This is a genomic window from Nevskia soli DSM 19509 (assembly GCF_000711955.1).
GTDB classification, from domain to species: Bacteria; Pseudomonadota; Gammaproteobacteria; order Nevskiales; family Nevskiaceae; genus Nevskia; species Nevskia soli.
The window spans coordinates 1-18,332 of sequence record NZ_JONR01000038.1; the positions used below are offsets into that span (position 1 = coordinate 1).

17 protein-coding genes are annotated in these 18,332 nt (G+C 58.1%); 9 read left to right on the plus strand and 8 right to left on the minus strand.

From position 1 onward, the window contains the following. Nucleotides 1-527: aldehyde dehydrogenase family protein (locus tag BP26_RS0117850; RefSeq protein WP_029921926.1), on the minus strand; the 527-nt coding region annotated here is incomplete at its 3' end. Nucleotides 528-1,014: 487 nt separating this feature from the next. Between BP26_RS0117850 and BP26_RS0117855 the strand changes: the two genes are divergently transcribed. From BP26_RS0117855 to moaC, 3 genes are all read left to right on the plus strand, one after another. After that, on the plus strand, nt 1,015-3,252 hold the full coding sequence (locus BP26_RS0117855; RefSeq protein WP_051749124.1) for a molybdopterin-containing oxidoreductase family protein: 2,238 nt from the start codon (nt 1,015-1,017) through the stop codon (nt 3,250-3,252). A gap of 87 nt (nt 3,253-3,339) precedes the next feature. Next, nucleotides 3,340-3,585, plus strand: coding sequence for a MoaD/ThiS family protein (locus tag BP26_RS28755; protein ID WP_084183200.1), 246 nt, complete (start codon nt 3,340-3,342; stop codon nt 3,583-3,585). A 58-nt stretch (nt 3,586-3,643) separates the two neighbouring features. Then, nucleotides 3,644-4,099 carry a cyclic pyranopterin monophosphate synthase MoaC gene (gene moaC / locus BP26_RS0117860; RefSeq protein ID WP_051749125.1) on the plus strand — a complete coding sequence of 152 codons (456 nt, stop codon included), beginning with the start codon at nt 3,644-3,646 and terminating at the stop codon, nt 4,097-4,099. A gap of 353 nt (nt 4,100-4,452) precedes the next feature. On the opposite strand, the gene BP26_RS0117870 is transcribed toward moaC, so the two are convergent. The 3 genes from BP26_RS0117870 to BP26_RS0117880 form a co-directional block, all read right to left on the minus strand. Then, the gene (locus tag BP26_RS0117870) at nt 4,453-5,700 is read right to left on the minus strand and encodes a chloride channel protein (protein ID WP_169740736.1); all 1,248 of its coding nucleotides are present in this window, start codon (nt 5,698-5,700) and stop codon (nt 4,453-4,455) included. Between the two features lie 136 nt (nt 5,701-5,836). After that, entirely contained in the window at nt 5,837-6,547 is a 711-nt protein-coding gene (locus tag BP26_RS0117875) for an NAD(P)-dependent oxidoreductase (protein WP_029921930.1), read from the minus strand. Between the two features lie 36 nt (nt 6,548-6,583). Next, the gene (locus BP26_RS0117880) at nt 6,584-7,300 is read right to left on the minus strand and encodes a glutathione S-transferase N-terminal domain-containing protein (protein ID WP_211254966.1); all 717 of its coding nucleotides are present in this window, start codon (nt 7,298-7,300) and stop codon (nt 6,584-6,586) included. A gap of 263 nt (nt 7,301-7,563) precedes the next feature. Between BP26_RS0117880 and BP26_RS0117885 the strand changes: the two genes are divergently transcribed. After that, nucleotides 7,564-8,601, plus strand: coding sequence for an NADP-dependent oxidoreductase (locus BP26_RS0117885; RefSeq protein ID WP_029921932.1), 1,038 nt, complete (start codon nt 7,564-7,566; stop codon nt 8,599-8,601). A 25-nt stretch (nt 8,602-8,626) separates the two neighbouring features. On the opposite strand, the gene BP26_RS0117890 is transcribed toward BP26_RS0117885, so the two are convergent. Together BP26_RS0117890 and BP26_RS0117895 are read right to left on the minus strand one after the other, a co-directional pair. Further along, on the minus strand, nt 8,627-9,550 hold the full coding sequence (locus BP26_RS0117890) for a ketopantoate reductase family protein (protein ID WP_029921933.1): 924 nt from the start codon (nt 9,548-9,550) through the stop codon (nt 8,627-8,629). Nucleotides 9,551-9,627: 77 nt separating this feature from the next. Then, on the minus strand, nt 9,628-10,398 hold the full coding sequence (locus BP26_RS0117895; RefSeq protein ID WP_029921934.1) for an enoyl-CoA hydratase: 771 nt from the start codon (nt 10,396-10,398) through the stop codon (nt 9,628-9,630). A gap of 289 nt (nt 10,399-10,687) precedes the next feature. Here BP26_RS0117895 and BP26_RS0117900 point away from each other — a divergent pair, with 289 nt between their 5' ends. From BP26_RS0117900 to BP26_RS0117910, 3 genes are all read left to right on the plus strand, one after another. Beyond that, nucleotides 10,688-11,575, plus strand: coding sequence for a haloalkane dehalogenase (locus tag BP26_RS0117900; protein ID WP_029921935.1), 888 nt, complete (start codon nt 10,688-10,690; stop codon nt 11,573-11,575). Nucleotides 11,576-11,615: 40 nt separating this feature from the next. Further along, nucleotides 11,616-12,632 carry an NADP-dependent oxidoreductase gene (locus BP26_RS0117905; protein ID WP_029921936.1) on the plus strand — a complete coding sequence of 339 codons (1,017 nt, stop codon included), beginning with the start codon at nt 11,616-11,618 and terminating at the stop codon, nt 12,630-12,632. A 66-nt stretch (nt 12,633-12,698) separates the two neighbouring features. Then, on the plus strand, nt 12,699-13,421 hold the full coding sequence (locus BP26_RS0117910; RefSeq protein ID WP_029921937.1) for a glutathione binding-like protein: 723 nt from the start codon (nt 12,699-12,701) through the stop codon (nt 13,419-13,421). Between the two features lie 50 nt (nt 13,422-13,471). Here BP26_RS0117910 and BP26_RS0117915 read toward each other — a convergent pair whose 3' ends face one another. Next, nucleotides 13,472-14,047 carry a TetR/AcrR family transcriptional regulator gene (locus BP26_RS0117915; RefSeq protein WP_029921938.1) on the minus strand — a complete coding sequence of 192 codons (576 nt, stop codon included), beginning with the start codon at nt 14,045-14,047 and terminating at the stop codon, nt 13,472-13,474. Nucleotides 14,048-14,164: 117 nt separating this feature from the next. Here BP26_RS0117915 and BP26_RS0117920 point away from each other — a divergent pair, with 117 nt between their 5' ends. Further along, the gene (locus BP26_RS0117920) at nt 14,165-15,112 is read left to right on the plus strand and encodes an NmrA family NAD(P)-binding protein (RefSeq protein ID WP_245611838.1); all 948 of its coding nucleotides are present in this window, start codon (nt 14,165-14,167) and stop codon (nt 15,110-15,112) included. A 569-nt stretch (nt 15,113-15,681) separates the two neighbouring features. On the opposite strand, the gene BP26_RS0117925 is transcribed toward BP26_RS0117920, so the two are convergent. Next, nucleotides 15,682-16,389: a TetR/AcrR family transcriptional regulator gene (locus BP26_RS0117925; RefSeq protein ID WP_084183202.1), complete on the minus strand. Its 708-nt coding sequence runs from the start codon at nt 16,387-16,389 to the stop codon at nt 15,682-15,684. Nucleotides 16,390-17,534: 1,145 nt separating this feature from the next. Between BP26_RS0117925 and BP26_RS0117935 the strand changes: the two genes are divergently transcribed. Next, nucleotides 17,535-18,281, plus strand: coding sequence for a DUF8737 domain-containing protein (locus tag BP26_RS0117935; protein WP_029921942.1), 747 nt, complete (start codon nt 17,535-17,537; stop codon nt 18,279-18,281). Nucleotides 18,282-18,332 lie beyond the last annotated feature (51 nt).

Consider the following 18,332-nt stretch of genomic DNA (forward strand, 5'->3'; position numbering starts at 1 on the left):
ACGATCACCGGGCAGCCGGCCGCGATGGCCGGGCCCACCTGGTGCGTGATCAGGTTGAGCGGATGATTGAAGGCCGAGAGCGCCACCACCACGCCGATCGGCTCCAGTTGCGTGAAGGCCAGGCGGTTGGCGCTGGAGGCGCCCACGTTCATCGGGATCACCTCACCCTGCTGCGTGCGCAGGTGCTCGATGGCGATGCGTACCGAGTCGATGGCCCGCGCCACTTCCACCTTCGAATCCACCAGCGGCTTGCCGCCCTCGCGCGCCGCCTCGATCGCCAGGTACTCGGCCCGCGCCTTCATCATGCTGGCGGTGCCCTCGAGGATGGATATGCGCTTGGCCAGCGGCAGCCAGGCATCGCGGTTGCGGTAGAGCTTGTGCGCCGTCGCCAGCGCATGCTCGATAGTCGCGGCATCCGCCGTCGCCACCGTGGCGATGGGCTTGCGGTCGAACGGCGCCAGCACCGTCACATCCGGCGAAGCGCTCTTCGCACCCGGGACCTTCAAGGCATACCGTTCCGTGGCCATCGCGCGTCCTTGGTTCTGGAGGGGAGGCTTCCGACTCTAGTAGCCGCACCGCCGCACTGCAAGCCCGCGATGCGGGTGGCGATTCCACCAGGGTCATCGCTTGAGGAAATTCGACAGTGCGTTGTCCCTGAAATTCCTTCGAGCAGTCAACCCTCGCTGCCACCCTGCGCGCAGCGAAGGATCTGGCCCAAGCGGGTAGCCGGATTCCCTGCTGCGCCCAGGATGATAACGCGGGAAGGTTCGCCTGATTCCCTCAGCCACAAAAAAAGTGGCACCCGCCGCCTCCCGTGTAAGCCGACATATAAATACGGTAGATACACTTAATCGACAGAAACGATTGGAGTTATGCACCTTTCGCTCCTAGGATCATACTCAGAACTAATGCCCTGAGTCCCTCCTGGACTCGGATAGAGACGATTCGCCGTCTACGAACGCCCCGAAAGCGTCGTAATCGATCGCGTAACGCCAATCGTGGAGGAGTGGGACAATGGAAACCAAGCGGGTAAGCTGCAAGGCGTGCGACATCATGTGCAACGTCCTTGCCGATGTCGACGACGGCCGTATAGTGCGGATCCACCGCGATCCTAACCATCCCGTGACGCCGCAGGCGCTCTGCAACAAGGGCTCGCTGTTCTCGGACACCGTATACCACAAGGATCGACTGATGTACCCGCTGAAGCGGGTCGGCGAGCGCGGCGAAGGCAAGTGGGAGCAGGTGAGTTGGGAGGAGGCGCTCGACGGCGTTGCCGTCGCGCTGAAGGGGATCGTTGCCAAGCACGGCCCGGAATCGGTGATGACCACTGCCGGCGCCATCGTGCCGATCGACATCGTGCGCCGCTTCACCAACCTGCTCGGCAGCCCCAATTTCACCATGGGTGCTTATGTTTGCTTGGGCAACACCACAGGCCCGAACAAAGCCACCTACGGCTGGATGCCGTTCCCAGACTGGTGGCGTACCAAGTGCATCGTGCTGATGGGGCACGACCCGCAGCCGAATAAATGGACCTCGGAGTTCCTGTGGCTGCGCGAGGCATTGAAGCGCGGCGCCAAGCTAATCGTGGTCGATCCGCGTGTCAACTTCCACGCCAAGCGCGCGGACATGCACCTGCGCATCCGCCCGGGGACGGATTCCGCCCTGATGCTCGGCTGGATCCACGTCATCATCAACGAAGGGCTCTACGACAAGGCATTTGTAGAGAAGTACACCCATGGCTTCGAGGAGTTGAAGTCCCGCGTGCAGGAGTACACGCCGGAGAAGGTCTCCGAGCTTACCTGGATCCCGGCGGAGCAGATCGTGGCGAGCGCCCGGATGTACGCCACCAGCGGCCCGGCAATCATTCCCTGGACCCCGGTTACCGACAAGCACGCCAACAGCACCCACTCGATACGCTGCTACGCCATACTGCGTGCAATCTGCGGCAACCTGGATGTGCCGGGTGGCGAGATCTTCATGCACTTCAATCCGAACGTGGTTGTCGAGAACGAAGTGCATCTGACCCACATGCTATCCAAGGAACAGATGGACAAGCAGCTGGGCCAGGATCGCTTCAAGGTCCTGAGCTACGACATGTGGCGCGAGCTAGACCCGCATACCGAGCGCGTCATGGGCAAGAAGTGGGCGAACCAGATCGCTTCAGGTTCGTTGGCGCACCCTGCCGACGTCTGGACGGCGATGGAAACAGGCCAGCCCTACCCGGTGAAGGCGCTGCTGGCGGTGGGCGCGAACACGCTTGGCGGATATACCAACATTGAGCACATCTTCAAGGGTCTCATGAATTGCGATCTGATCGTAGCGCACGAGATCTTTATGACGCCGACGGCACAGCTCGCCGACTACGTGTTTCCCTCGACCACCTGGGCAGAGAAGTACAGCCTCCATAATCACTGGGACTGGCACAACATCCTGATGGCCGGCGATAAGGCGGTCGACGCGCCTGCCGAGTGCCGCGACGAATACCACTTCTGGCGCGAGCTGGCGGTGCGCATGGGACAGGAAGCGCACTGGCCCTGGAAGACCTCGAAGGAATTCTTCGACTGGCGCCTTGAGCCGATGGGCAAGACTTTTGACGAGTTTCTCGCCGCCGGCGGTGTCGACTTCCCGGATCCCCAGTTCAAGAAGTACGAAAAGGTTGGTTTCGGCACTCCCACCGGAAAGGTTGAGCTGTACTCAACCCTGTTCGAGAAATACGGCTACGACCCGCTGCCCGCCTACGTCGAGCAGGCGTGCACCTCGGTCAGTGCTTCCGAGGAAATCAAGAAGGAATACCCCTTGACCTTCTTCGTAGGCGGCCGCAGCGAGCCCTACTTCCAGTCGCAGGGGCGACAGATCCACTCCCTGCGCAGCCTGTGCCCGGATCCGGCGATTGAGCTGTACCCCGAAACGGCCTATGACCTTGGCTTCGAGGATGGCGACTGGGTTTATCTGGAGACCCCGCAAGGCCGGATCAAGGGCAAGATCCGTATGAGCGACGATGCGCATCCCAACGTCGTCCGGGTGCCCTACATGTGGTGGTTCCCCGAGCAGCAGGCCTACCTGCCGAACCTTTCGGGACAGTTCCAGTCTCACGACGGCATGATTCTGCCCGATTCTGATGAATTCGCCGATCGTGAGCAGGGTGTTCCGACTATGGGGGGGCTACTCTGCAAGATCTACCGCGTACCGGCGGATGAAGCGCGAAGCAATACTAGCGGGATTATTGACGAGGTTCCGATGGTGGCCAAGTAGCCGCTCCGCTCGCGACGATTGTGCAGGCGTGGCCTTGGCCACGCCTGCCACACCGCTTGTCCCGTAGCGCAGCTTTCAGAAATTACGATGAACCTCTTCGTGGAATGCATGGGCGCGTCAATCCGCTGGTGCGGAGCCGACAGCCTAAAGCTGGACATGCCAGCAGGAACGACGGTCAGCGACGTACTGCACGAGCTTTCTGAGAGGTATCCGGAATTAGGAAGTCGTCGTTCGACCATCGCGGTTGCTATTGGTGACGAAATTATCCCGCTGGCGCGTGAAGTCCGAAATGGCGAGACACTGGCGTTGATCCCACCGGTTAGCGGCGGCTGAGCCGGTACACACATCGTGGCGGGCAAAGAGTTGATTGCCCATTCAGCGGAAAACAATCATGAGAGACGTCTCCGAAAAGCAAGTCACCTTTAGGGTGGCCCGGGCCACGGCCTCGCTCGAGATGCCGGCCGCGGTGCTTGAAAGGTTGCGTGCGCGTAATTTGGACAAGGGCGATGCACTCGAAATCGCCCGAGCAGCCTCGGTACTCGCAGCTAAGAGGACCTGGGAACTGTTGCCGCTTTGCCACCCGTTACCTCTTGAGCGCTACGACGTCCAGTACACCTTCAATGAGAAGGGTGTGACCGTTACGGTCGAGGCGGCCACACATTCCCGCACCGGAGTTGAAATGGAGGCTCTGACGGGAGTCAGTATCTGCGTATTGACCCTGTATGACATGCTCAAGCCCCACGCCGGAACCGATCTAGTGATCCGCGAGATCCTGCTACTGCACAAGACAGGTGGCAAGTCGGATTTCGTCCGTGGCAGGACGGGCCCGAGAGTTGAATGCAAGTGATGTGCCTGTGGCGAAGGTAGCAAACCGGACATTCGTGATGACTTTTTTGGACGAGGCTCTGCAGTCCTACATGAGGATGGTAGTTGCCCTCGCCGGCGAGCGGATCGAGATAGGGGGTACGTTCGGGATTCTTCTGCGCGGGACTTAGAGACGACCTATTCCGAACACAAGCGCATTCGGTTCCAGCGCGAATGCAATTCCAAATTGGAATTCGATGCGCGATTGATGTGCAGTTGCGCCCGTCTGAGAGGCTTGCCAGGTGCAGCGGCCGTACTGTGGAGGCTCACGGCCCATACCGAAGTATTGGAAGTCCATTCGAGTGGCTTGCAAGGCGCAGATGTCTTTGTATTTAGCTAGGCTCTCGAAGACTGCGCCACAGCACCAGATCCTAGCAAGAAAGGTATTGCCAGCGTACGATACACTTGCTGCTTGCAGATGAGTCGCGAAACACCTAGGGCGATGAACGAAGTGGCCAGCATCGGCAGGATGAACGCGTGGTCGTCGACCATTTCCATCACGATCACCGCACCGGTGAGGGGCGACTGCGTCACGCCAGTGAAGTAAGAAACCATACCCAGAACCACCATAGCCTGCACCGGCACCTGTGGCACCAACGCGGCGAGATCCGCACCAACTCCTGCGCCGATCGCCAGCGTAGGGGCGAAAACTCCCCCAGGTGTTCCGGTGAAATACGAGGCTAGGGTGGCTGCTGACTTAAACAATGGGAACCAGGAGCCAGGATCCGATTTTCCGGTGAGCAGCCCATGGGCTTGGTCATAACCTGTGCCGTAAGTGACGCCCTGTGACAGTAGTCCCAGGGCGGCTACCACCAACCCGAGGCAGAAAGCCAATAACAAAGGGCGACGCTCAGCCAGACCGCCCAGACGCCGACCGCCGCTAATCCAAATCTTGGAGAAGAAGCCCCCGGCGAGCCCCCCGCAAATGCCGCATAACGGCACGCCTAACCAGGCCGCTGGCGTGGGCAAATGCGCGTCAGCGACACCGAAATAGGTGTAGTTGCCAAGCAGAGCGGTGCTGACCATGCCGGCCAGAACGACGGCTGTAAGCAGGGTGCCGGTGCTGCGCTCCTCGAAAGAGCGAGCCATTTCCTCCACCACGAAAACAATGCCGGCAATCGGAGTGTTGAAGGCCGCAGCTAGCCCGGCCGCGCTACCTGCCAGCACAAGGGAGCGTCGTAGATAGTTATAGGGAAAGCGCGCCAATCGACCCAGCGCGTCCATCATCGAGGCGCCAATGTGCACGGTCGGCCCCTCGCGGCCGACCGAGGCGCCCCCAAGCAGGGCCAATACGGTGAATCCGATCTTGGCCGCGGCAATTTGCAGCGATAGAAGGTGCGAGCGGTCCGCTGCCTGCACTAGTTCTAGTGCAGCAATGGCCTGGGGGATACCACTCCCGCGGGATGCAGGCGCAAAACGGCGCGTCGCCCAAACCACCAGGGCAAAGCTCAAAGGGCTCAGTAGTGCTGACTGCAGAGGCCAACGCGCGACGAGCAGGGCGTGGATGTGAATCGCCCAATCGCAGGCGGCTGCAAAGCCGGTCGCTACTAGGCCGATCGCGATTGCGCCCACCCAGAAAACCATGCGTGTCCGCCAATGGCGTAGCATCGCCGGACGCCTCAGACGTCCGCTCCAAACTCCAATCTTCGAGTATTGAAGCCGACGCTCCTCGGGCCACCGCGAGCGCCATGTCATCGACTTGGCGTTTCCATCGATACGGCTAATATGCCGCCGTAAAGCGGCGCTGAATGTGCCGTGGCTGCTCGATTTCATCCAGCATCGCAACAGCATAGTCCTCGAAGGAGATCTTGCTGTGGCCTTGAGCATCGACCAGGAGTTGGTCTCCGCCTATCCTGAACCGGCCGGTTCGCTCGCCAGCGGCGATCGAGCCGGGTGGGCTGAAGTAAGTCCAGTTGCGGTTAGAGGTGCGGTAGAGGTTCAAGGCCTCGCGATGGGCAAGTACAGCTAGCTTGAAATCCGCCGGAATGCCGATGGATGACAGCATTGCCGAAAAATCGGGGGAGTCGACCACCTGCTTGCCCGGCGACAACTCCAGGCTGCCCATGCCACCGACCACCAGTAGGCGCAGGGCCGGATAGCTCTCCAGCGTATGAATCAGCGATTTTGCTGCCGCTACATAACTGCTGGCTTCGCGTATTGCCTCGGCGATGGCGGCTTCGAAGCCCTCGGAGGCCCGACCTGGTCCGAACGCACTGACTACTACGTCGATACCCTTTAAGGCCTCAATAAGGCTGTCCGTGTCGAGCACGTTTGCGCTTCGCCATTGGAACGAGGCGGCGTTGACGCCCATATCCGACGGAGTGGTGTGAGGGTCACGAGTCAGGGCTGTTACATCGTGTCCCCGGCGAACGGCTTCTGCCAGGACTCGGCGGCCGATTAAGCCACGCGCCCCGATGATTCCAATGTTCATGCAAACGTTTCCTTGGTTATCTGGGAGTTAGGCCGATCAGCAGTCGCATTCGATGCAGGGTGCGCTGCGCGCGAAGCCATCGAACGCATTGAGTAGACGCTCACGCCAAGCGTAGACGACATCGCCGACTTCGAGCAGCTTCGCGCCGCTGCAGCAACGAGCCCACATCAGTACACCAAAAACGCTGTAGTCGGCATAGGCGGGCGTTTCCCCGGAGAGGAACGGATGCTGTCGCAAAGTGCGCTGAAGAGGCGCTAGGCTCTGCCGTAGCCGCTGGATATTGCCGGCCTGATCGGCGGTAAGATTCTCCAGTGTCGTGCCGAAGCGCTTCTCCCGTGTCTCCCGGAAGTAGGCTTTGTCGTCGACGTGCAGGATGTTCCACACATCCAGCATAGTGATGCTCGCCACGAGCGGAATCAGCACGGTGTCGACCCAGCTATTGACGAAATGGGCCGAGGCGAGGGCAGCCGGAGATTCGAACAGGGGATGCTCCGGAAAAGCACGATCCAGATGCAACGCTATCTGCCAAGAGTCGCTTACCACCTGTTTGTCGTGCACCAGCACCGGAACCATGCCCTGTCCTGAGAAGGCGATCGAATCCTTCTGGCGGAAGCGCCAGGGCACATACACTGTTTGTAGTCCCTTGTGCGCAAGGGCCATGCGCGTCTTCCAGCAGTGCGGGCTGAACCGCAGATCCACATTCGCGCCGGCCAAATCATAGAGTTGGAGCATGTTTTTATCATCGCCGTCCACTGGGTTACTCCACAGAACTACGTCCGATACGGAAACGTACTGGATCGGACCTTGAGCTGGGAAATCATTTGTCTTTATGCGGTGGATCAATTGTTCTTATATGGATCGGAATACATGAGGCATAAGGCGCAATGATGTACGCCATACGCACAATCGATTGGAGTATTCTCCGACAACTCATCTAGGCTCGACCTACAACAACCAAGCGGCGGTGCCATCCGCTGTGCTTGATACATCCAGGCAATCTGGAGGAGAGCTCTCAAATGAAAGAAGGCACCGTGAACCGGCGAGTCATCGTCTCCGAACGGCCACGCTACGCAATCCCGACCGCCAACGTGTTCAGTGTCACCGAGTCCCCGGTGCCGAAGATCGGTGATCGGCAAGTGTTGATTCGGACCACTTGGCTCGGCCTTGATCCCTATCTGTATGGAAGGGTGAAGCGGGTCTCGTCCCAATCGTCTCCGGTCCAACTCGGGCAGGTCATGGTAGGACCAACCGTCGGACGGGTTGTAGCTTCCCACCATCCCGCCTTCGCGGAAGGCGATCTCGTACAAGGGTTTTGGGGTTGGCAGGACTACTTCTTATCTGATGGCTCCCGCATCATGAAGATCGATCCGGAGATCCCGCGACCTTCCTATGTCCTCGGCGCATTCGGCATTTCCGGGTTCGGCGCATATATAGCCATCAATGAATACCTCCGCGTACAGCCAGGTGAAGTCCTGACCTTCGGTGCGGCACTGGGTGGCCTTGGACAAATGATTGGACAGATCGGAAAAATGCGTGGAGCACACACCATTGGCGGTGCCGGCGGTCCGGAAAAATGCAAGTTCGCAGTCGAGGAACTCGGATTCGACGTTTGTCTGGACCGAAGGGCCGAGGATTTCCACGACCGCTGTCTGGAGGAGTTTGGCCGCGCGGGCGTTGACTGCTACGCCATGGCCGCTGGTGGCCGGGTATTCCGGGCAGCGCTCCCTAATTTCAACCTGAATGCCCGTATCGCCGTGTGCGGTCTGATGGCTTTCTACGGGATGGTCACACTGCCGAGCGGTCCCGACATGACCATGGCCGTATTCAACGAAATCAATCTTAAGCGTCTCTCGATCAATGGCCTAGTCACCATGGACTGGATGGGCACACCGCTACACGATCAGTTCAAGAAAGACATGAAAGAGTGGATCCTCGGCGGTAAGATTCGCCCGGTCGAACACGTCGTCGACGGCTTGGAGAATGCGCCAGATGGGCTGCAGGGTCTTTTCGAGGGCCGAAACTTCGGAAAAGCTGTCGTCCGGGTGGCGGACTAACTAGCCGACCGTGACTGGCGGGCGACTAGCGCGCGACAATCTGTCGCTGGTAAACGGATAGGTGGGCATAAGCCGTGGCAAGCAGCGGTGCCGAGATCCCAGCGGCCTGGCCATGACGCACCAAGTCGCCGACGATGCTTTCCGACTCGACGGCGCGTCCCCGCTTTAAGTCCCGGAACATCGATGAAGCGAATCCCGATCCCTTCGCGGTGAGCAGTGATCGCGTCGCGCCCACAAATCCATCGGAAGGCGGCTCGCCGCACGCACTGACAATGCCGATGACTTCATCGAACAGATTTAGAGCGAGTTCAGCGCCGCCGGGGCTCGCCTCGATCTCGCCAATCGTCCCGCGCATTAGGCAGGTGATCGCTCCGACACTGGCCAGCAGAATCCATTTCTCCCAAAGCTCGCGGCTGATGTCTTGCGAGAGCCTGGCCCCAATCTCCGCGCCCTGCATGAACTGGTCGAGAGCCCCGATGCGCGGACTCAAAATGCCGTCGAGCTCGCCGTAGGCGAAGTCCTGGTTGGGATTGAGTTGCACGATCCGGCCGTCGTTTTGCAGTTCTGTCGCTACCTTTAGGGCGCAGCCGACCAGATTTCGTGAACTGAAGCGCTTGGCCAAGAGATCCATATGCCGCATGCCATTCAGCACGGGAAGGATCATCGTGTCGCTGCCGACTGCCGGCGCAAGGTCAGCCAGCGCCGCGTCCAGTTGAAAGGCCTTCACGGCGAGTAGGATAGCATCGTAGTTCGCGTCCAGCGCGCCGGACGTCACGACCTTGGGCGCCAACACAACGTTGCCGAGCGGACTCTCAACGTGGAGTCCGTCCCTGCGTAACAGCGAGGCCCGCTCCGGACGTACGAGAAAGGTAACGTCACGCCCCGCCTTACTGAGACGCGCACCAAGATAGCCCCCGGTCGAGCCGGCTCCGACCACGAGTAAACGCATTGCTGACGCTTGCTCCTGTGGTGGATCAGGGTTGTACGCAAACACCGCGCCTATTATCGCCCGATTTCTGGCCGGATTCAGCTGAAACTGGAGAAATCGGACTTTCGCTTCTGCATGAACGCGTTTATGGCTTCCTGCGCCTCGGGTAAATTTAGCATCGGTACCATTTTTTCGAACTCCACTTTCAGCGCTTCTTCGAAGGTGCTTTCCGTCCATCCGCGCATCAGTTTCTTGGCGACGCGGATCGCGTTGGGTGGTTGCAATGCCAGCTTCTCCGCCATGCTGCTGGCGTGCGCCTCCACCTCGGCTTCCGGCAGAACAGCGTTGACCAGGCCCATCTGCATGGCTTGCTCCGCGGTGAAGGGTGCACCGGTCAGGATTAACTCACTGGCCCGAACATTGCCGATCATTCGGGGGAGCAAATAAGACGACGCGAACTCCGGGCACAGGCCGATGTTCACGAAAGGCAGCTGCAAGCGCGCGTTCTGGCCCAGGTAGACTAAGTCGCAGTGCAGTAGCACGGTCACGCCGATGCCTATTGCAATCCCGTTCACCGCGGCGATAACGGGTTTGGGAAAGCCAGCCAGTGTCCGCATGAAGTTTCCAACTGGCGCGCGGTCATCCTTGGGCGGCTTGCTGAGGAAGTCCTGCATGTCGTTGCCGGCGGAAAAGGCGTCTGGGGCGCCAGCCAGAAGAACGACCCGGACCTCGCCGTCTGTCGCCGCATTGGTAAGTGTTTCGATCAGGGAAAGGTACATGTCCTGGGTGATCGCATTCTTCTTGTCTGCCCGGTTGAAGCGGATGGTCAGGATGCGTTCCTTTATCTCGGTTTTTATGTGTTCAGACATGGGTTCTTCTCAAGTGGTGGAGCCCTACCTTAACTAGTTACGTGCAAGCCTAAAAACAATTCATATTTATAACTCGTATAAATCGCGTCTATAGCTTGGCATCTCCTCAGCAGTGCTGGCTCGCTTTCCATCAGACCTGCTCTACCGGTCAGGATAAGCAGGGTCGATTCCTGGCATCGACAGAAACGATTGGATTGCACCTCTGTTCCGATGCAATTATTAGATGGTGTCGATCATCCAATAATAGTGATGATGACATGCCATATGGCAGCGCATGCCTGATAGCTGGATGGAGACGGAAATCGTGCAAAAAACCAAGAAAACAGTGAGCGTCCATGGTAGGAACATGGCATATATTGAGCATGGAGATGGCGATGCCATAGTCTTTGTACACGGCAATCCGACCTCATCGTACCTATGGCGCGACGTCATGCACCCCTTGGAGGGATGCGGACGCCTGATCGCGCCGGATCTGATAGGCATGGGTGATTCGGAAAAGCTGAGCCCCGCCGGGCCGGATACCTACCGCTTTGCCACGCATGCCAGATATTTCGCTGGCTTCATGGAACAAGTGCTATCCAACCACGACCGGGTGATCCTTGTCATTCACGACTGGGGGTCGGCCCTAGGATTCAATTGGGCTTTTGAGAATCAGACCAGAGTACGCGGCATTGCATACATGGAAGGTTTCGTTCGTCCGATCTCCGGTTGGGATCAGTGGAACCCCATGTCCGCATCTATTTTCCAGGGCTTTCGCTCGGATAAGGGTGAACATCTGGTGCTGGAGCGGAACATATTCGTGGAAAAGGTGCTGCCGGGATCCATCCAGCGCAAGCTCACCGAGGAGGAGATGACGGAATACCGCCGGCCCTTCCTTAGCCCTAATGACCGTTGGCCCACCCTGAGTTGGCCTCGGGAGCTGCCGATAGGCGGAGAGCCGGCCGATGTCGTGGCTATCGTCGAGCAGTATTCGAGGTGGCTATCGACCAGCACCCTGCCCAAGTTATTCGTAAACGCAGAGCCCGGGGCGGTTCTTATTGGCGGACACCGGGAGTTTTGCCGTACCTGGCCGCAGCAAACCGAGGTCACGGTGCCAGGATCGCATTTCATCCAAGAGGACTCAGGAGAGCAGATCGGACGCGAGATCCGGACCTGGCTGAAGTCGTTGCGGCCGTAAGATCTGAATCGCGACCCACTCCATACGAATGAGCCCGAATATGCTGCCCACTCGCAATCGTCAAATCCTCCTGCACTCTAGGCCCAATGGCATTCCTCAGGCCGAAAACTTTCGCCTCGCGGAATCAACGCTGCCCCCGATTGGCGATGGACAGGTACTGGTGCGGCACCACTTTCTCTCGGTCGATCCTGCCATGCGGGGCTGGGTCAATGCCGTGACCAACTATTCGGACTTGGTTCCGATCGGGGGAGTGATGCGGGCCTTCGCAGCCGGCGACGTCATCGAATCCCACCATCCGGATTATAAAGTCGGGGACTACGTGGTTGGCATGTTGGGTTGGCAGGAATATTCGGTCGTTTCCACTCGAGCCATCCGCTACAAGATCGCGCAACTTGATTTGCCGCTTTCGCTATATCTGGGCGCGCTAGGCTTGAATGGGATCACGGCGTATATCGGGCTGACAAAATTCGGCGAGCCGAAGCCGGGGGACACAGTTGTGGTATCTTCGGCAGCAGGGTCTGTAGGCTCCGCGGTAGGGCAGATCGCCAAAGCCTTGGGCTGCCGCGCGGTCGGCATCGCTGGTGGACCACAAAAGGTCCGCTGGTGCCTCGATGAATTTGGGTTCGACGCCGCCGTTGATTACAAATCACCGACTTTCGTGGCAGATTTACAGCAGGCCTGCCCCCAAGGTGTGGATGTTTATTTCGACAATACCTCCGGGGCTATATCCGATGCAGTCCTGAACTCAATCACATTCGGCGCCCGCATTGTCATCTGCGGCACCGCTTCCGTTGCCAGTTGGGATCCCTGGCCGGCGGGGCCTCGCCCGGAACGTCATCTACTGGTCAAGCGGGCAAAGATGCAAGGATTCATCAACCTCGACCACGATGATCTATACGCAGAATCGGTGGAGCAGTTGAGTGCCTGGGTACGGAACGGGCAGCTCCACTATCGTGAGGACATCCTGGAAGGCCTGGAGCAGGCGCCGGGTTCGATTGCGGATCTCTACACCGGGGCCAATGCCGGCAAGCGGCTCATCCGGTTGAAGGTGGTTTGAGTTTGACCTACGACACGCCCAACGTGGGCAGCAATTTGTGAGACACGAGCAGATAGGGGCCTCGTCGTGATCGACCTGTATTACTGGACGACGCCGAACGGACACAAGATCACAATCTTTCTCGAGGAGGCGCAACTCGAGTACAAGCTGATTCCGGTCAACATCAGCGCCGGACAGCAGTTCGAGTCAAGCTTCCTGGATATCTCTCCAAATAATCGTATACCGGCGATTGTCGACCGCCACCCGGCGTCTGGTGAAAATCCGATCAGCATTTTTGAATCCGGTGCTATTCTGCTCTATCTGGCGGAGAAAAGCGGTCAGTTTCTCCCGCAGGATCCACGTGAGCGAATCGATGTTCTTCAGTGGGTGTTTTGGCAGGTCGCCGGATTGGGACCCATGCTCGGCCAGAACCATCATTTCCTTCAGTATGCCCCAGAGAAGATTCCCTACGCCATCAACCGCTACACTGCGGAGACAAAGCGCCTTTACGCGGTCCTGAACCGACGACTCGAAGGCCGGCTCTTTATCGCAAACTCCTACTCAATCGCCGACATGGCCTGCTACCCCTGGATAGTGCCGCACACCCGACAAGGCATTACCTTGGAACAATATCCGCATGTGGCACGGTGGTTCGAAACCGTGAGCCAACGCCCTGCGGTAATTCGAGCTTACGAGATGGCGACACAGATCAATAACGCCCCGGTGGTTTCAGATAGTTCCCGCGAAATACTGTTCGGCCAATCGGACGCAACCGTCCGCAGCGGAGAGGGGCCGCACAACACTCGATAGGGGCTGCCGGTGCCGGCGTTCGACCGGTGACGCCGCGCTCGTCTGGTGCATCACGACTGTGCAAGAAGATACTGCCGCGTTCGCTTGAGAAGTGAATTCGAAAGGGCAGAATCGTCGACTAGACGCGACAGCACGACAGCGCCGACCATGGCCGAAACAATCGCCGTAGCACAGTCCCGCGATGGCTCCGTTGTCGTGCTTGGCAGCTGGCGAGCAATCGTCTCCACCAGACGCTTGTAGCCAGCCGTGGCCTCATGTCTGATATCTTCCCCGGACCTGGCGATCTCGGATCCCAAGGCCGCGAGGGCGCAACCGCTTTCCGGCTCATCCCTATGCTTGGGGGCCAGGTATCGGCCAAAGATCGCCTTGAGGCCATTCCCGTGCTGAGCCGCAGCAGCATCCGCTTCAAGCGAATCGATCATGGTGTTGAGAGCATGCGCGATGGCTTCGGCCGCGACCTGTTCCTTTGATTCGAAGTGCTTGTAAAAGCCGCCGTGGGTGAGCAAAGCCGCGCCCATGAGATCGGCGAGGCCGGTTCCGGCGAGCCCATTGCGCCGAAATTCGTCAGCTGCACCTTTGACGATGCGCTGCCTAGTCTCCGCGGCCGCGACTTTCGATTTTCTCATTGCCCAGTAGCCCGTGATTTAGTCAAGCAGGTATTGACGAATAGATGATTAGTAACATCTAATTGGATTATTGTAAACATCTAAATGGCGACCTGCCAGAACGAGGAATCAGCAAACGTGACTAAAGCACTGAACGTACTCATTACAGGCGCCACCGGCGATACCGGTGGGTTCGCGGTAGCGCAATTACTTGAAAAAGGTCATCGCGTGCGCGCACTTGCGCACCGCAAGGACGATCGATCAAAAAAGCTGGAAGACCTCGGGGCCGAGGTCGTTGTCGGAGATTTTCTCGACTTCGACGCCGTGCGCTCTGCGATGGAAGGGATGCAGCGGGCGTACTTCTGTTACCCCATCATTCCCGGCATCATCCAAGCTACGGCATATTTCGCCCAAGCGGCAAAAGAGGTCGGAGTCGATGGCATCGTCAACATGTCGCAGATCTCGGCGCGCCGGGAAGCGAAAAGCCACTCGGCACGGAATCACTGGCTGGCCGAGCGCGTTTTTGACTGGTCCGATGTTCCGAACGTCGCGCACATCCGCCCGACCTACTTCGCGGAATGGCTGCTCTACATGGCCCCGATGATCAAGCAGGGCGTTATGCAGGTTCCATTCAGCAGTGGCCGTCATGCCCCTGTGGCGGCGGAGGATCAGGCCAGGGTTATTACCGAGATACTCGAGAACCCGGCGCCGCACAGCGGAAAAATCTATCCTCTTTACGGTCCCGTAGAGATGACCTATGAGGAAATCTCCGCGGAGATTTCCAGGGTTATCGGAAAGCCGATCCGGTTCCAGTCCGTCTCGTTCGATGAATTCTGGGAGATTCTTGGATCAGCGTCGGCATATATGCCCATAGCCCATGTTACGCGGTCCATGTACGGCGAGTTCGAGCGCAAGGGCCAGCCCAGGACCGGGGAGTCCTACTTGGCCCAGCACTTGCGCAACGTTTCCATCGATCACACCAACGGTGTCTTCGCCGGCACCAACGATGTGATTGAGTCGATCGGAGGGCGGCCGCCGACAACTGTTGAAGCGTTCGTGCGAGCGAACCGACAGACATTCCTTTAGGACTGACCTTTAGGACTGAATGAGGGGCGGATCTCGCCGCTGGCGAGAACCGCCTCCCAGCTATCCTTAGCGCCACAAAAGCGACGGTATGAGACCCAACGATGCGAAGTCCTCAATTCCATCCCGGAAGGCCTTCTCCGACTGGGGAGGTTAGTTGGGTACTTCAGAAACAAGTATAGCGGTCGGGCAGCCGACCTTCGGGTTATCTTTGTTCACTGCGGAACGATAATTTGTCAGAAACTCCGCCAGCGACAGATCGGAAAAGGCGCAGATACAATCATCAAAGACGAGGTAGCGTCGGGGCGCTAGATGTGCTTAAAGCAAGAGAAATTGGAGTAGTCCCCCGTCAATTTTCGCAGGACCGTAGCCCATGCTAACAAGCAGCCTCACGGGAAAGCCTGGAAAATCTGGTGCATCCAATCAATTAAGACGCAGGAACTGGGCGACGCCGATCCTGGAGAGAGCACCTCCCCGATTATTGCATAGGAATCCATATCGTTGACTCTCCATGGGGTCAACTTGCGTTTTGCGCGATGGTCCGGCTCGAATGGCCAGGTTCCAATAATGGACTAGATTCTCTTAGCAACCATTTCAGAGAAGCGCCGGCGCTGAATGGTCATCGATCTAAATTTCTCAAACCCTGGAAGCAACTGTTGTGGGTCACCAGACGGATCTTCAGTACCTGCGCCCATCCCTGTGGAAGACATGGGCAAGGAGATAGCAGCGATAGCTGTCCGCGTACAGTTGGTGATCATCTGTCTGCCCGCTTGCGCTCTCCCAAGAACGAAGAGACCCTGCAATGTTCCGGTAAGGTAGTCCGACAATCTGCTGCTTGGCTCCTCCGTGACGCCGCAGCGCCGAAGCGCTGCAGCGAATGTGGTGCTCATGAACTTCAGATGCTCTACAACTTGGAGCCTGACGGCCGGAACTTTCAGAACATCGTCTAGTGCCGTATTCGCCATTAGGCAGCCGATCCGTCCCTCCTTGCTGGCCAGAAATCCTCCGATTTCCCGAAGAAGGTGCGCGATATCCGCTAGTCGGATATCCGGATTTCGTAGATCGGATAGCAATGATGCCACGAACAATTGACGATAACGCCGCAGCGCAAAGCCAAACATGGTTTCTTTGTTTCCAAACGCGGCATAGAGTCCCTTCCGGCCTACTCCGCTAGCCTCAGCAAGGTCTTCATAGCTCGCCTCTGCGAACCCTCGTTCCCAAAAAACGCAAATGACGGCATCTAAGGGGTGCCTGGGCTCAAATGATGATGGATGTGTCATGACGAAGCCAGAGATGTATTCCGCGCAAGATACTCAGGTATTTTCGGGCCACCGAGAAGGTGGAAAAGGACACGTGTCAATCGGTCTGTTTCGCTTTCGATGCCTGATCCATTAGTGCAGACCCTATCCCAAGCGCGTTGAGCAGCATGAAGCAAGGCACAACCAGAGAAGGCGCGAGCACGGTCGGAAGAGTCAGCATTGCAGGAGGGTCTGATACGAGCTCGGGAATCTGAAAAGGCCCAGGTAGTCCCATTTGGATTGCGAACAGGCCAGGAACGAGAATCAGGAGTATCCCGGTTGCATGCCAGACCACCATTGCATCGGGAGATATACCTGCCCTCCGGACGGGACGGTAAAGCAGGAGCGCGCTCAAGCCGAATACGGCATCTGACAAACCAATTGACAATTCGACTAGCCATATGGCCGGATCAACCTTAAAGTGAGCGTAGACAATGGCCGCCGGCGTGGTTATTGCAACCCCCCTGAGCGCCTGAATTCCAACCAGCCAATGCCTCGGCGCGCCCACGATTAGGTCCTTAAGTCCTCTCCGCACGCGAGGGCAAAGAGTCGCCAGTCCCAAGATCACCGGCGGAACAAATGGCAGCCAGAGACCAGGCAAGAGCGCCAGAAAACGCTCTGTGAAATAAACCCCTTGTGACGCAAGTACAACGTCCACGCCCCCCCAAAGCGCAATTGCAGCAATTAGCGGCAAGACCGCCGCGACCGATTTAGTCTGGCTGCCTATCCGCCTGTCGGTCGTCCGGGCCGCGAGTAGCGTCGTGACGCTCTGAGCCACAAATAGAACCGGCAGAGAAGAGATCATGGCGTTGATATGAGCGGCTCAAAAGTCAGGATCGAGAATAAAGGCGACCTATGGCGTCATCCACATTGGATTTCTCACCGATTTGACTGAGGCGGAGCGACTTGCGGATTCCGAGGGGCACGCATAAGGATAGCTACGATCGCTGAGGTGCCACCAATCAACCGTAATTATGCGTCCCATACAAAACATCTATTTGCGTTATCTGTCGTGAGAGAGAACAATCATTCTCCAATTGTATCTTCGGTTTGGCGCGGGATCATATCCGCTGCAGCCAGCAGATGCAGTTAGTAATCTTTACTAGACGACACCGGGGAGCTTGAACATGGCGCACATATCAACGATTCCTTTCCTGTTTGCGGCCCAATGCGCGCTCCTTGTCGCCGCGGGAAAGTCGGCAGATTCGGAGGCGGCTGGCCCGAAAAGGGCGATGCTGGCGGCAATTGTGTTAGTTGTGCCGCTGGTGGTGTGGGGCTTTTTTAGCGCGCGATTCGCCTTGACTGGGGTCTATGCTAGTCCGGAATTCCTGACGTTCATGCCTGGCCTCTGGTTGCCGGCCGTTCCGATCGTTATCGCCACCACATTGTTACTCCTTATTCCTGCGGTCCGTTCGGGAATCCACGAAATCGCATTAAATACCCCGGCTCACTGGCAGGTTGCCATTCAGGCGCTTCGCATTTGCGCGATCGGTACTCTGCTGCTGTCGCTGCGTGAAGGGTTCCCACTTCACGTGGAGCTCGCAATCGGCGTGACGGATATAACCTTCGGGTTGAGCGCCGTCCTGATTTACAAGGCCGTCAAATCCGGTCGCATTTCGAATGATGCGCTAATGTTCTGGCACATGGCCGGTTTTCTGATCATCATCGTGCCGGGTGAGCTTGCAATCCAGTCAGGTCTTCCGGGGCCGGCACAGGTTTTCTCGCACCTGCCGTCATCAGAGTCGATGCTGACGTTCCCGATGGTTCTTGCGCCGAGCCTGGTAGTACCAAACTTCCTTCTTCTGAATCTGTTGGGCGTCTACTCCGCATACCTGAATAGTACCAAGGGGCGCAATCTGGTGTCGGCTAGTTGATCCAGGAGGTAAGGCCACGGGTGCCTCACTCATCATGGCCATCGACCCCTT

Coding starts and splice junctions, on each gene's coding strand:
- BP26_RS0117890 (WP_029921933.1), bottom strand. CDS start 9,550: ATGCGTTTACTCGTGGTCGGAGCCGGCTCGACCGGGGGCTATCTTGGT.
- BP26_RS0117875 (WP_029921930.1), bottom strand. CDS start 6,547: ATGAACATTGGAATCATCGGGGCGCGTGGCTTAATCGGCCGCCGAGTC.
- moaC (WP_051749125.1), top strand. CDS start 3,644: ATGAGAGACGTCTCCGAAAAGCAAGTCACCTTTAGGGTGGCCCGGGCC.
- BP26_RS0117885 (WP_029921932.1), top strand. CDS start 7,564: ATGAAAGAAGGCACCGTGAACCGGCGAGTCATCGTCTCCGAACGGCCA.
- BP26_RS0117915 (WP_029921938.1), bottom strand. CDS start 14,047: ATGAGAAAATCGAAAGTCGCGGCCGCGGAGACTAGGCAGCGCATCGTC.
- BP26_RS0117905 (WP_029921936.1), top strand. CDS start 11,616: ATGCTGCCCACTCGCAATCGTCAAATCCTCCTGCACTCTAGGCCCAAT.
- BP26_RS0117925 (WP_084183202.1), bottom strand. CDS start 16,389: ATGACACATCCATCATCATTTGAGCCCAGGCACCCCTTAGATGCCGTC.
- BP26_RS0117935 (WP_029921942.1), top strand. CDS start 17,535: ATGGCGCACATATCAACGATTCCTTTCCTGTTTGCGGCCCAATGCGCG.
- BP26_RS0117870 (WP_169740736.1), bottom strand. CDS start 5,700: ATGGTTTTCTGGGTGGGCGCAATCGCGATCGGCCTAGTAGCGACCGGC.
- BP26_RS0117900 (WP_029921935.1), top strand. CDS start 10,688: ATGGAGACGGAAATCGTGCAAAAAACCAAGAAAACAGTGAGCGTCCAT.
- BP26_RS0117855 (WP_051749124.1), top strand. CDS start 1,015: ATGGAAACCAAGCGGGTAAGCTGCAAGGCGTGCGACATCATGTGCAAC.
- BP26_RS0117895 (WP_029921934.1), bottom strand. CDS start 10,398: ATGTCTGAACACATAAAAACCGAGATAAAGGAACGCATCCTGACCATC.
- BP26_RS28755 (WP_084183200.1), top strand. CDS start 3,340: ATGAACCTCTTCGTGGAATGCATGGGCGCGTCAATCCGCTGGTGCGGA.